General features: G+C 69.6%; 17 protein-coding genes. 8 read left to right on the forward strand and 9 right to left on the reverse strand.

The window, feature by feature from the left end; translation table 11 throughout:
• The 4 genes from AC1DJ5_RS12195 to AC1DJ5_RS12210 form a co-directional block, all read right to left on the reverse strand.
• Nucleotides 1–450, reverse strand: a complete 450-nt coding sequence (locus AC1DJ5_RS12195) for a hypothetical protein (protein WP_477020772.1) — start codon at nt 448–450, stop codon at nt 1–3.
• A gap of 49 nt (nt 451–499) precedes the next feature.
• A complete protein-coding gene (locus AC1DJ5_RS12200; RefSeq protein WP_477020773.1) occupies nt 500–973 on the reverse strand; it encodes an N-acetyltransferase family protein in 474 nt (157 codons plus the stop codon).
• Between the two features lie 62 nt (nt 974–1,035).
• Complete coding sequence (locus AC1DJ5_RS12205; protein ID WP_477020774.1) at nt 1,036–1,920, reverse strand: alpha/beta fold hydrolase; 885 nt, start codon at nt 1,918–1,920, stop codon at nt 1,036–1,038.
• Between the two features lie 5 nt (nt 1,921–1,925).
• Entirely contained in the window at nt 1,926–2,420 is a 495-nt protein-coding gene (locus AC1DJ5_RS12210) for a Fur family transcriptional regulator (RefSeq protein ID WP_441454721.1), read from the reverse strand.
• Between the two features lie 158 nt (nt 2,421–2,578).
• Here AC1DJ5_RS12210 and AC1DJ5_RS12215 point away from each other — a divergent pair, with 158 nt between their 5' ends.
• Nucleotides 2,579–3,373, forward strand: a complete 795-nt coding sequence (locus AC1DJ5_RS12215) for a SapC family protein (protein ID WP_477020775.1) — start codon at nt 2,579–2,581, stop codon at nt 3,371–3,373.
• A gap of 162 nt (nt 3,374–3,535) precedes the next feature.
• Here the strand turns inward: AC1DJ5_RS12215 and AC1DJ5_RS12220 are convergent, their stop codons facing one another.
• On the reverse strand, nt 3,536–3,943 hold the full coding sequence (locus AC1DJ5_RS12220; protein ID WP_441454723.1) for a MaoC family dehydratase: 408 nt from the start codon (nt 3,941–3,943) through the stop codon (nt 3,536–3,538).
• Nucleotides 3,944–3,970: 27 nt separating this feature from the next.
• A complete protein-coding gene (locus AC1DJ5_RS12225; RefSeq protein WP_477020776.1) occupies nt 3,971–4,993 on the reverse strand; it encodes an NADP-dependent oxidoreductase in 1,023 nt (340 codons plus the stop codon).
• A gap of 313 nt (nt 4,994–5,306) precedes the next feature.
• Between AC1DJ5_RS12225 and AC1DJ5_RS12230 the strand changes: the two genes are divergently transcribed.
• Complete coding sequence (locus AC1DJ5_RS12230) at nt 5,307–5,621, forward strand: hypothetical protein (protein ID WP_477020777.1); 315 nt, start codon at nt 5,307–5,309, stop codon at nt 5,619–5,621.
• 60 nt (nt 5,622–5,681) lie between these two features.
• Here the strand turns inward: AC1DJ5_RS12230 and phyR are convergent, their stop codons facing one another.
• The gene (gene phyR / locus AC1DJ5_RS12235) at nt 5,682–6,476 is read right to left on the reverse strand and encodes an anti-anti sigma factor/receiver protein PhyR (RefSeq protein WP_441454726.1); all 795 of its coding nucleotides are present in this window, start codon (nt 6,474–6,476) and stop codon (nt 5,682–5,684) included.
• Nucleotides 6,460–6,633, reverse strand: coding sequence for a hypothetical protein (locus AC1DJ5_RS12240; RefSeq protein ID WP_477020778.1), 174 nt, complete (start codon nt 6,631–6,633; stop codon nt 6,460–6,462). Before AC1DJ5_RS12240 ends, phyR begins: the two co-directional genes overlap by 17 nt.
• Nucleotides 6,634–6,671: 38 nt before the next feature.
• Between AC1DJ5_RS12240 and nepR the strand changes: the two genes are divergently transcribed.
• From nepR to AC1DJ5_RS12260, 4 genes are all read left to right on the forward strand, one after another.
• A complete protein-coding gene (gene nepR / locus AC1DJ5_RS12245) occupies nt 6,672–6,878 on the forward strand; it encodes an anti-sigma T factor NepR (protein ID WP_441454727.1) in 207 nt (68 codons plus the stop codon).
• The gene (locus tag AC1DJ5_RS12250) at nt 6,875–7,483 is read left to right on the forward strand and encodes a sigma-70 family RNA polymerase sigma factor (protein ID WP_441454728.1); all 609 of its coding nucleotides are present in this window, start codon (nt 6,875–6,877) and stop codon (nt 7,481–7,483) included. The genes nepR and AC1DJ5_RS12250 overlap by 4 nt, the downstream gene beginning before the upstream one ends.
• An 82-nt stretch (nt 7,484–7,565) precedes the next feature.
• On the forward strand, nt 7,566–9,224 hold the full coding sequence (phyK, locus tag AC1DJ5_RS12255; RefSeq protein WP_441454762.1) for a sensor histidine kinase PhyK: 1,659 nt from the start codon (nt 7,566–7,568) through the stop codon (nt 9,222–9,224).
• 68 nt (nt 9,225–9,292) lie between these two features.
• On the forward strand, nt 9,293–9,421 hold the full coding sequence (locus AC1DJ5_RS12260) for an entericidin A/B family lipoprotein (RefSeq protein ID WP_441454729.1): 129 nt from the start codon (nt 9,293–9,295) through the stop codon (nt 9,419–9,421).
• 4 nt (nt 9,422–9,425) lie between these two features.
• Here AC1DJ5_RS12260 and AC1DJ5_RS12265 read toward each other — a convergent pair whose 3' ends face one another.
• A complete protein-coding gene (locus AC1DJ5_RS12265) occupies nt 9,426–9,932 on the reverse strand; it encodes a hypothetical protein (RefSeq protein WP_441454730.1) in 507 nt (168 codons plus the stop codon).
• Nucleotides 9,933–10,084: 152 nt separating this feature from the next.
• Here AC1DJ5_RS12265 and ald point away from each other — a divergent pair, with 152 nt between their 5' ends.
• On the forward strand, nt 10,085–11,203 hold the full coding sequence (gene ald, locus AC1DJ5_RS12270) for an alanine dehydrogenase (RefSeq protein WP_477020779.1): 1,119 nt from the start codon (nt 10,085–10,087) through the stop codon (nt 11,201–11,203).
• Nucleotides 11,204–11,263: 60 nt separating this feature from the next.
• Complete coding sequence (gene obgE / locus AC1DJ5_RS12275) at nt 11,264–12,319, forward strand: GTPase ObgE (RefSeq protein ID WP_441454732.1); 1,056 nt, start codon at nt 11,264–11,266, stop codon at nt 12,317–12,319.
• Nucleotides 12,320–12,386 lie beyond the last annotated feature (67 nt).

Genomic DNA, 12,386 nt, shown 5'->3' on the forward strand with positions numbered 1-12,386 from the left:
TCAGAAGAACAGGCTGTCGTCCTGACGCTGCGCCTCGGGCGGGCGGCGCGGCGGGGGCGGTCGCGGCGCGGGATGCGGAGACGCGGCGACAGACGGCGCGGCGGCGGGTTCGACCACATCCTCGCCCGGCACATCCGCGTCGTCGAAGATCGAGCGCCAGATCGAGGTCGCGGCCCTCGCCGGGGTTTCGGCCTGCGCTTGCGGCGGCGGCGACCCCGGCCCCACCGCCGGATAGGGCAGAGGCGACGTCGCCTCATCGCTCGACCGAATGACCGCTTCGGGCGCGGCCGCCAGGGCCGCCGCCTCGCTCTCGGGCATCGACCGGCGCGGATCAGCCGCCTTTCCCAGGACGGCCACGCCGAGCGCCAGCAGGATCAGGCCGATCACGGCGCCGATCAGCGATCCCAGGAGGATGCGCGGCAGGTGGGAAGAGGCGGCGGACGACGACATCGTCTCTCAGGCCTAGCACCGAACAGCCTGACGACAACCCAGGTTCGGATCAGAACGCCGTCCGCATGGCCTCGGTCGTCCAGCGCACCACCACCTTTTCCTCCTGGTCGGCGCCCAGGCGCGCATAGAAGCGCCGCGCCCCGTGGTTGTCCGCCCTGACCTCCCAGCGCGCGGCCAGCCCCTCGGCCGACGCCTCGGCGGCGAAGGTCCGCATCAGCGCCTCGCCAACGCCTGCGCCGCGCGCGGCGGCGGCGACGAACAGGTCGTCGAGGTTGAAATAGTCGCCGCCGCGCCAGATGCCGTAAACCCGCGTCCAGGAGACGAAGCCCACGGCGCGGCCTTCGATTTCCGCCAGCAGAAAGGCGGCGCGCGGCGGCTGGGCCGAAAGGGCCTGGGCCAGACTATCGGGCGTGGCCGCCAGATAGGCCGCATCGCCCTCATGCTCCGCCAGAGCCTGCATCAGGGCGTGCACCCGGGCGGCGTCGTCAGCCGTGGCGCGGCGCACCGTGAGTTCTGACGTCATGATGGTCGATGCCCCAACGTTCCCTTTTTGTTTTCTAGCGTGCGCCTTGCGGCGCGCCAAGCTCAGACCGCGAGGTCGAGCAGGGCGTCGCGCACGATGTCGGGATGGGTCATGGGGAACAGATGCCCGCCGCCCGCGACGGTTTCGACCTGAAGCGGGGGCCCCTTCGAGGCCGTCAGGGCGCAGAGACTGCCGGTCTCGGCCTTGAGGATGCGGACCGCGCCCGGATAGCGCCGCAGGGCGCGCCAGGGATTGTGCGCCTGGGCGGCGTAGTTGGAGGCCTCCCACGCCGGCGTGCAGGTCAGTTCGAAACCACGATCCGTCTCGCCCAGACCGTCGACGAGGTAGTCGGCCAGCATCATGTCCGACCAGCCCTTGAAGGCCCCGCGCCCGCGATAGGCGGCCAGGGCCTGTTTCCGGCTGTCGAACAGGGCGCGTCGCTTGCGCGTTCCGGCCACGATCGGATTGCGCTCGGCCAGCCGCCCCACCAGGGGCAGGTTCATCGCCAGCACCATCTCGCGGCGCCAGATCACCGGGTCCAACAGCAGCAGGCGCGACACCCGCTCGGGCCGCCCGGCCGCCGCCAGCAGGCCGCTGGTTCCGCCGATGGAATGGCCGGCCAGGGCCACGGGCGGGCCGTCGACGGCGTCCAGCAGGGCGATCAGGTCGTCGCGGTGATCCTTCCAACTACGCCGGCCGTCCGGTTGGGCGGGCAGTCGGGTGCGGCCATGGCCGCGCAGGTCGGGCGCCCAGATGCGCAGGGCGCCGGACAGGGGCTGCAGCAGGGCGCGATAGGTCCAGGCGTTGAAGCCGTTGGCGTGGACGAAGACCAGATCGACCGGACGCTTGGGATCGCCGAAGTCGAGCACGGCCATCTCGCCGCCGCCCCAACGGTTGTCGATGGGAACGGTCAGACGACGCGGCGCCGACAGGGCCAGGGCGTCCATGCGCGTCAGGCCGCCACGCGGCAGGCCGGACAGCGGCCGTGGCCCTCGATCGTGGTGCGTTCGATGGCGTAGCCGGCCAGGGACGCCGCCTCGGCGAAGGCCTCGCCGCCGGCCGCCGCGACCTCTTCCGTCGCGCCGCAGCAGTCGCAGATCAGGAAGGCGGCGGCGTGGACGCGGCTGTCGCCGGCGTCGGCGGTGCAGGCCACATAGGCGCTGATCGAGGCGATGCGGTGCACCACGCCCCGACGCTCCAGAAACTCGAGGGCGCGATAGACCGTCGGCGGCTTGGCCGCCTGGCCGTCGGCGCCGAAGCGGGCGATCAGGTCATAGGCCTTGACCGGCTCGCCCGCCGCCAGCAGCAGTTCCAGCACGCGTCGGCGAGGCGCGGTCATGCGCTCGCCTTCGGCGACGCAGCGCGCCTCAACGGAGACAAGCGCCCGCGTGACCTCGGCGGGACCCGGTCGGCTGTCGGCGTGATCGTGATCGCAGGCGGCGCCCATGGCTCACAGCTAAGGGTTCGCCAGCCTCGCCGCAACCGGCCTCGGCGTCGCATGGCGCATCGAGGCGGGCCGGCGTTCGTCGAACGTCCGCGTTTGCCGCGCGCCCGGCCATAGGCTAGAAGGCCCGACCTTTCTGTTCAGAGCCGATCCGAAGCATCATGACCGACACCACGTCCCAAGCGTCCGGCGCCCTGTCCGGCAACGTCCTGTTCTACACCCAGCCGGAGCCGATCTCGATCGAGGCCCACGGCAAGCTGGGCGTGACGCCGGCCGACAAGCCCTACGCCTTCGTCGCCCAGACCAATATCGTGCCGCTGACCGTGACCGAGTTCGCGCCCGCCGCCCTGTCCTATCCGATCGTCTTCGTCGGCGACCTGAAGCAGCCGGTCGTGGCCATGGGCCTGCGCCAGAACGACAACCTGTTCATCGAGAACGGCGACTTCCGCCCGGACGCCTACATTCCGGCCTATGTGCGCCGCTATCCGTTCGTCTTCGCCAACGACGACACGCAGAACCGCATGATCCTGTGCATCGACCGCGCCGCCGCCTTCGTCGGCGAGAACGCCGAGATCCCGCTGTTCGAGGGCGACAAGCCCAGCGACTACGTCAACAACGCGATGGAGTTCTGCAACAATTTCGAGCAGGAGCGCCTGCGCACGGAATCCTTCGTCAAGCTGCTGATCGACCTGGACCTGTTCGAAACCCGCGAAGCCTCCTTCACCCCGCGCAACCCGGACGGTTCGGCCGGCGAAGTGCAGAAGCTGGCCGAGTATTTCGCCGTGTCGGAAGACAAGCTGAAGGCCCTGCCGGCCGACAAGCTGGTCGAACTGCGCGACAACGGCGCCCTGGGCCAGATCTACGCCCACCTGGTGTCGCTGCTGGGCTGGGACCGCCTGATCGCCATGGCCTTCACGCGCGCCGCCGCCGAAACCCCGGTCGCCGCCAACGCCTGATCGGCGTCGGAAAGACTAAAGCAGACGCCCCGCCGGACCTCCGGCGGGGCGTTTTCCGTTGAGCGATCCCTTCTCCCTTGCGGGAGAAGGATTCTTGGGGGGCAAACGCCCTTCGGGCTGCTTGAGCGGCTTCTCCCGCAAGGCAAGAAGGGAAAGTGGTTCTCAGCGTCGCGCGATCAGGCCCCGGGTCAGGCAGGAGAAGACCAGCCGTCCGGCTTCGTCGAGCAGGTCGTGCTGGGCGATGACGATGCCCTTCTCGTCGCCCACCGGATCCTTGCCCATGACCGTCAGGCGGCCGCGCAGCAGTTCGCCCGGCGGCGGATTGCGCAGGAAGCGCAGGCCGTCGACCGCCAGCATCTTGGCCCCGGCCCAGCCGCCGGCCTTCTCGACCGACAACCGGCTCCACAGCGCAAAGACCAGGGCGTCGGGCGCGCCGTAGGCCACGTCCCACCCCGGCGCGAACCGTTCGGCGAAGATGTCCAGCGCCTCGGCGTCCACGGCGCAGGCGCCCAGCGGAACGACCTGGCCGACCTCGAGATCCTCGAAATGGACGTGCAGCGGTTCGGTCATCCGGGGCTTCCTGTCCTGGCGCCTGGCTCAGGCGGCGGGCTCTTCCGACACCCGCACCAGCAGCTTGCCGTCATGGTCGCCGGTGAACAAGCGGTTCAGCGACGTCACCGCTCCTTCCAGGCCGTCGTCGACGTGGACCTTCCACTTGACCTTCCCCTCGGCCAGCCACGGCCCCATCTCCGCGACCATCTCCCTGGCGCGGTGGGCGTAGTCCAGCACCAGGAAGCCCTGGACGTTCAGGCGGTGGGTGATGATGCGGCTGAAGTTCGGCGAGGGCGGCATCCGCGTGGCGTTGTAGCTGGAGATCAGGCCGCAGACCGCCATGCGCGCATGGACGTTCAGCCGGTTCCACACCGCGATCATGATGTCGCCGCCGACGTTCTCGAAATTGAGGTCGACGCCGTTGGGGGCCAGCCGATCCAGCGCCGCGCCCACGTCCTCGTTCTTGTAGTCGACGGCGGCGTCGAAGCCGAGCTCCTCGGTCAGCCAGCGGCATTTGTCGGGGCCGCCGGCGATGCCGATGACGCGCGCGCCGCGCTGCTTGGCCACCTGGCCGGCGATGGAGCCGACCGCGCCCGCCGCCGCCGAGATCACCAGGGTCTCGCCCGCCTTGGCTTTCAGCACGTCGGTGACGCCGAAATAGGCGGTCAGACCGGTCATCCCCAGCACCGACAGATTGGCCGTCAGCGGCAGGCCCGGCGCGCGGTGGACCGGGCGCAGCCCCTGTTCATTGACCACCGCATAGTCGGCCCATCCGCCCGACAGGGGCGTAACCACGTCGCCGACCTTGAACCGTTCGGACTTCGACTGCTCGACCACGCCCAGCGTCAGCCCGCGCATGACCTCGCCCAGACCCACCGGCGGCAGATAGCCTTGAGCGTCGTTCATCCAGGTGCGGTTGGTCGGGTCCAGCGACAGGTAGAGGGTGCGGATCAGGACCTCGGCCTCCTTGAGGTCCGGGACCGGCGTCTCGATCAACTCCAGATCACCGTCCTGGACCAGCCCCTGGGGCCGCTGGCGAAGAACCCACTGACGATTGCGAAGGGCCATGGCGCGTCTCCGATGCGTTTTCTTTAAGAACCCTATAGTGCGGCTCGCCGCGCCCCTGTCGAGGGCCTTCCCAGAAAAAAGCGGACCCTTTCGGATCCGCTTGAGGTGGCATCATCGAGAATGAGGCGTGGAGCCAGCCAACCGGCGAACCGGTCGTAAGTCGGGGGGGCTTTGCCGTCTCCACGCTGACATAACGACGGCATGCGTCGCGGGTTCCACGCGCCGCTCAAATATAATTCCGCGCCCGGCCCCGACCGGAACAGCCGCGCCGCGGCCTGCGTTTCAGAACCAGACCTCTGAACCGGAGAGCGCGATGACCCATGAGGATCCCCACTCCCATTCCGCCGACGCCGTCGAGCACCATGCGCCGATCGAAGCCCAGTATGTCCGTCAGGGCCGCAGCGGCGTGCGCATCCTGTGGCTGCTGATCCTGTCCGGCGGGGCGGCGGCCGTCCTGTTGCTGGGCATGTGGCTGCTGAGCAACGGCGGCTTCCAGACCGTCAACCCCGACGCCGGCGGAACGCGCGAGGATTCCGCCGCCTTCAGCCGGCCGCACGCCTCGACCCCGCCCGCAGGGCCAGCGCCAGCGCCAGCGCCAACGACGGCTCCGGCCGCGCCGCAGCCCTGACAACCTCAGGCCCCGATGGACGCCACCGGGGCGAAGGTCGGGAGACGGCCTCGGCGAGCGTCAGGCGGCCTGTTTCTGGCGCGAGGGGTGGAAGAACAGCGCCTGGCTGATCGCCGCCTTCACCGTCTCGGGCTGGAACGGCTTGGTGATCAGGAAGGTCGGCTCGGGCCGTTCGCCGGTCAGCAGCCGCTCGGGGAAGGCGGTGATGAAGATGACCGGCACGTCGAAGCGTTTCAGGATGTCCTTGACCGCGTCGATGCCCGACGAGCCGTCGGCCAGCTGGATGTCGGCCAGGACCAGGCCGGGGCGATGCCGCGTCACGGCGTCGACCGCTTCGTCATGGGTGGTGGCGGTGCCGGTGACGCGATGGCCCAGTTCCTTCACCAGGCTTTCGATGTCGGCCGAGATGATGGCCTCGTCCTCGATGATCAGGACGTCGGTGGCCAGTTCGGCGTCGATGTCGGTCTGGGCCTCGGCGATCAGGCGTTCGACCGTGCGCGGATCGACGCCGAGAATCTGCGCCGCTTCCGACGGGGTGAAGCCTTCCAGAGCCGTCAGCAGGAAGGCCTGGCGCGACCGCGGCGAAATCCGCATCAGACGGCGCGAGGCGTCGTCGCCGCTCTCCAGGCCGCTGCCGTCCTCGAGCTGGGCGCCCGTCGAGGACCAGATGGCGTGGAAGACGTGATAGAGGGCGACGCGCGGCGTCATGTCGGTCGGCAGCTGACGCTCGCCGGCGGCCAGCGCCTCCAGCGCGACGCGGACATAGTTGTCGCCCGTGCTCTGGTCGCCGGTCAGGGCGCGCGCGTAGCGGCGGACGTAGGGCAGATGCGGCGCAAGCCTAGCCAGAAGACTCATACAAATTTCCCCGACGGTTGAAGCCCTCAATATGAAGGCGCAGCAATCCATTCCAACGTATCAAATCCGCAACGGTTCCCGCCCCTTTCTCAAGCTTGAGCATAAAAATGCGCCACGCTAGGAACTCTTCGACCGAGGCGGCGTTTTCCGCTTCCATGAACGACACCTCAAGGCTTGGGCGGCGGCCGGAACTCCATGATTGATTCAAAAGACACCAGCCCGCGTCCCGACGCGCCCGCGTCGAAGGACCAGGGTCTGGAAGAGGTGCGTCTGCGCCAACAGGCCATCGGCGTGAAGTTGCGCCACATGTTCGACCAGGTGGTCAACGAACCGGTCCCGGACGAGTTCCTGGACATCCTGCGGCGGGCCGACGAACGGTCGTCGGCCAAGGAGGGCCAGTGAGCATCTCGAGCGCGCCGCCCAAGCCGCCGTCGGCCGACGACGCGGCCTTCAAGAAGGAATTGGTGACGCTGATCCCGCATCTGCGGGCCTTCGCGCGCACCCTGACCGGCGACCCCACCTCGGCGGACGACCTGGCCCAGGAAGCGATGATGAAGGCCTGGGACGCCCGGGCCAGCTATCAGATGGGCACCAACATGAAGGCCTGGACCTTCATGATCCTGCGCAACCAGTTCTACTCCGAAAAGCGCCGCTCCTGGCGCCAGACCCAGTTGGATCAGGAAGCCGCCGAACGCACCCTGGTCGCGGTCGACGATCCCGAGGCGCCGGTCGCCCTGGACGAGTTGCGTCAGGCGCTGAAGACCCTGCCCGAAGAGCAGAGGGAAGCCCTGATCCTGGTCGGGGCGGGCGGCTTCGCCTACGAGGAGGCTGCCGAGATCTGCCAGTGCGCCGTCGGCACGGTCAAAAGTCGCGTATCACGGGCGCGCAAGGCGCTGCAGGCGACGCTGGAGCGGGGCGGTTACGGTCGCGACGGCAAGGCCGCGGGCGACGCCATGCGCTCCATCCTGGCGGACGCCGACAGGTTGAGCGGCGCCGGGCGAACCTAGGGTGCTGCGGTTCGGCCGCGCCTGGGCCCGCCGACTGAGTCGCCCCAGCGTTCAGGGCATCCGCTTTCGTCTGGGCCTGGCCATGGCCGCCGCCCTGCTGCCGATCCTGCTGCTCAGCGCGATCCAGACCCAGGCCGAATTCCGACGCCAGGCGGACGAACGCCGCATCGACCTGCAGTTGTCGGCCGAGCGCAGTTCCACGGACGCCAAGGCCCGGATCGACAGCACCGTGGTGCTGCTGCAGGCCCTGGCCCCCGAAGCGGTCGGCTTTTACTGCGAGCCGCGCCTGACGGCGCTGGTCGCCCGGCTGGACGCCATCTCCGCCCTGCACCGCTACAGCGCCACCGGCGAAGAGGTGTGCGCCTCACGGTCGCCCGACCGGGCCGCCGGGCCGAACAACGTCCGCCCGCAGGACTGGTACCAGCGCCTCAGGCTCGGCGAAGACGTGGTCATGGAGCGGGCGCCGAACGACCCCAACTCGCTCATCGTCGCCGTCCGATCGGAACGGCCGCTGGGCGCGTTCCAGGGCGCCGTCGCGGCCGTGATCCCGCTGACGGCGCTTCAGCCCGACATCTTAGATCCAGCCCTGCCGCCGGGCGCCCAGTCGGCCTTGACCGACGCCGAGGGGCGCATCCTCGTCTCGACCGATCCGACCGTCTTCGACCTGACCGACAAGGGCGACGGGGCCCTGACCGACTGGGTGGCCGAGGCTCGCCAGGGGCGGTCCTCGCTGTTCGAAAGCCGCGATACCGCCGGGCGTTCGCATGTCTACGCCGGCACCGCCCTGGCGGGGCGCGATCTCTTCGTGCTGCTGTCGGCCCCGGCGCCCGGCATTCTGTCGTGGGCGCGGCTCAATCCGATCGGCACCCTCCTGCTGCCGCTCGGGGCCTGGGCCCTGGCCTTCGCCGCCGTCATGCTGCTGTCCGAGCGGATCGTGATCCGCTGGCTCGGCTATCTGGAACGCGTCGCCGCCATCTACGCCCGGGGCCGGTTCTCGGTGCGTCCGATCCAGGCCGAGCACGCCCCGGCCGAGATCCGCGTCCTGGCCCGCACCCTGGGGACGCTGGGCGACACCATCACCCGCCGCGACAAGGCCCTGCTCGACTCGCTGGACGAGAAGGACGTGCTGATGCGCGAGATCCACCACCGGGTGAAGAACAACCTTCAGATCATCTCGTCGCTGCTGTCGATGCAGCAGCGGGCGGTGACCGACCTGGCGGCCCGCTCGGCCCTGGGCGACACCCGCCAGCGGATCACCGCCCTGGCCCTGATCTACCGCACCCTCTACCAGAGCGACGACATCCGCGAGGCCGACGCGCGCACCTTCCTGACCGAGTTGGTCGGACAACTGGTGGCCGGCGAGGCCATGCGCGGCCCCCTGGTCACCAGTTCGGTCCAGGCCGACCCCCTGGTGATCGACCCCGACAAGCTGGCGCCCATGGCCCTGTGGCTGGTCGAAGCCGTCTCCAACGCCCAGAAGCACGCCTTCGCCGGGCGCGGCGGCGACCTGCAGGTGCGCTTCCGCGTCCACGGCGACACCAGCGTGCTGGAGGTTCAGGACGACGGCCCCGGCATGGGCGACGCGATCATCGGCGCAGGGGTCGGGCGGACCCTGATGAGCGCCTTCGCCAAACAGCTGCGCGGCCAGGCGGAGATGGTCGAGGCCCCGGGCGGCGGCTCCATCGCCCGCCTCACCTTCGCGACGCCCGACGCCCAGGCCCCGTCGCCGCGGCCAGCTTGAGAGGAACCGCCCCGCTCTGGTCGCGTTGATCCGGCGATGGGCTTTTTGCCCCTTTTCAGGAGCCGACCATGCGCAAATCGTTCATTCTCGTCGCCGCCGCCGCCCTTCTCGCCATCGCCGCCTGCAACACCGTCGCCGGCGCGGGTAAGGACACTCAGGCCGCCGGCCGGGCCGTCGAAGACGCCGCCAAGCATTAACGCCTCAGGCGAACGCCGCGCTCCAGGGCGCGGCCTCGCCGTCTTCATCGCCAGCAGGGGAAGCCGGCTGGCGCGGAGGCCGCGCGGATCGGCGCCGTCGGGTCCCGGGACGCCGCCAGAAACGGACCGCCGCCTCGACGCCGCGACGCAGCCGAGTCTTGACCAGCGGCAGGCGCGCATGGCCGGCGATCAGGCTGACGGCGACGACCACCTCGACATAGGCCAGGACGTCGCCGGCCATCAGCAGCGCCAGTTCGAGCGGCATCAACTGGATCATCAACAGCGCCCCCGCCAGAACCGCAACGGCCCGCAACGCCGACCCGCCGAACGCCACGCCGGTCTTCTCCAGAACAAAAGCCCTGCTGGGCCGATGCCCCGCGCAGGCCAGACCCGCCAGCGCCAGAAACAGGGGCAAAAGCGGAACCCCGCCCGCCGACAGGCCCGGCGCGGCGGTCAGAGCCGCCAGCAGGGCCAGGCTGAGCCACAGCCGATCCGCCTGATCATCGAACATTCCGCACCCCCAAGCTTGGCCATTCAAAATGGGACGGCCGGCGCGCGCGGCAAGACCCTGGCGGAACAGCGTCACGCCGCTGGTCGTTTCGACGGCGCGGGTTTAGCGTTCGCGGGCCCCGCCGGGAGGGCGAGAACTCAGGGACGAAATCCATGCGCGTCGGCGTGCCCCGCGAGATCAAGACCAACGAACACCGGGTCGGGCTGACGCCCACGGCGGTGCGCGAATACGTGGCCCACGGCCATGAGGTCCGCATCGAGACCGGCGCCGGACTGGGCGCGGGCTTCACCGACGTCGACTACGTCAGGGCGGGCGCCAGCATCGTCGCCGACGCCGAAACGGTCTTCGCCGACAGCCAGATGATCGTGAAGGTCAAGGAGCCGCAAGCCCAAGAATGGGCGCGGCTGCGGCCCGACCACATCCTCTTCACCTACCTGCATCTGGCGCCCGATCCCGAACAGACCCAGGGGCTGCTGGCCTCGAACTGCGCCGCCATCGCCTATGAGACAGTGACCGACAGGAACGGCGGCCTGCCGCTGCTGGCGCCCATGTCCGAGGTGGCCGGGCGCATCGCCGTCTTCTCGGCGGCCGAGACCCTGTTGAAGCACAACGGCGGCATGGGTCTGCTGTTCTCCGGCGTGCCGGGCGTGGCGCCGGCAAGGGTTCTGGTGCTGGGCGGCGGGGTCGTGGGGCTGAACGCCGCGCGCATGGCCATGGGGCTGGGGGCCGAGGTGGTGGTGCTGGAGCGCTCCATTCCCCGGATGCGCGAGATCGACGAGCTGACCGGCGGGCGGGTCATCACCCGCTATTCCTCGATCGGGGCCATCGAGGAGGAACTGGTCAAGGCCGACGTGGTGATCGGGGCCGTCTTGGTCCCCGGCGCCGAGGCCCCCACCCTGGTCCGCCGCGACCAGCTGAAGTCGATGAAGCCGGGCAGCGTCCTGATCGACGTCGCCATCGACCAGGGCGGCTGTTTCGAGACGTCGAAGCCGACCACCCACGAGGATCCGACCTATGTCGTCGACGGGGTCGTCCACTACTGCGTCGCCAACATGCCGGGGGCTGCGCCGCGCACCAGTTCCGAAGCCCTGAACAACGCCACCCTGCCCTTCGGCCTGGCCCTGGCGGACAAGGGTCTGGAGGCCCTGAAGCAGGACCCGCATCTGGCGCACGGCCTCAACGTGCTGAAGGGCGAGATCACCTATCCCGCCGTGGCCGAGGCCCTGGGCCTGCCGTGGAGCGATCCGTTCGGGGTGTGGGCGCGGGGCTAGAATTGCGCTTGGCTTTTCACTGGCCTGTAAATCGCCGCTCTCTTCGGCCATAAGGCCGAAATGAAGTTCCTCGACCAGGCCAAGATCTACATCCGTTCGGGCGCTGGCGGCGCCGGCGCCGTCTCGTTCCGCCGCGAGAAATTCATCCCCAACGGCGGCCCCGACGGCGGCGACGGCGGCAAGGGCGGCGACATCTGGGTCGAGGCGGCGGACGGGCTGAACACCCTGATCGACTTCCGCTATCAGCAGCATTTCAAGGCCCAGACCGGCCACCACGGCCAGGGCCGCCAGATGCATGGCGGCAAGGGCGAGGACGTGGTCCTGCGCGTTCCCGTCGGCACCCAGGTGCTGGACGAGGACAAGGAAACGGTCCTGGTCGACATGGACAAGGCGGGTCAGCGGGTGAAACTGCTGTCCGGCGGCAACGGCGGCTGGGGCAACACCCGGTTCAAGGGCCCGACCAATCAGGCCCCGACCCACGCCAACCCGGGGCAAGAGTTCCAGGAACGCTGGATCTGGCTGCGACTCAAACTGATCGCCGACATCGGTCTGGCGGGCCTGCCCAACGCCGGCAAGTCGACCTTCCTGGCGGCCGTCTCGGCGGCCAAGCCCAAGGTGGCCGACTATCCCTTCACCACCCTGACGCCCAACCTCGGCATGGTGGACCTGAGCCCGTCCGAGCGCTTCGTCATCGCCGACATCCCCGGCCTGATCGAAGGCGCCCACGAGGGCGCGGGTCTGGGCACCCGCTTCCTGGGCCACGTCGAGCGTTCGGCCAGTCTGATCCATCTGGTGGACGGCACGCAGGACGACGTGGCCGAGGCCTACCGCATCATTCGCGGCGAGTTGGACGCCTATGGCGAAGGTCTGGCCGACAAGGTCGAAATCCTGGCCCTGAACAAGATCGACGCCCTGACGCCCGAAGTCCGCGAGGAGAAGATCGCCGAGCTGGAGGCCGCCGCGGGCAAGCGTCCGATGCTGGTCTCGGGCGTGTCGGGCGAAGGCGTGCCGGAACTGCTGCGCGCCGCCTGGGCCGAGGTTCGCAAGACCCGCGGCGAGATCACGGTCGAGGGCGCGGCTGTCATCCCCGAGACGCCAGGCGGCTGGCAGCCGTAGGGCGACACCTCACTTCCCGCTCATCCCGGCGGACGCCGGGAACCAGTGAGAACCGCCTGCACCGCCG

The sequence above is a fragment of the Brevundimonas sp. 01N35 genome (assembly GCF_056399785.1).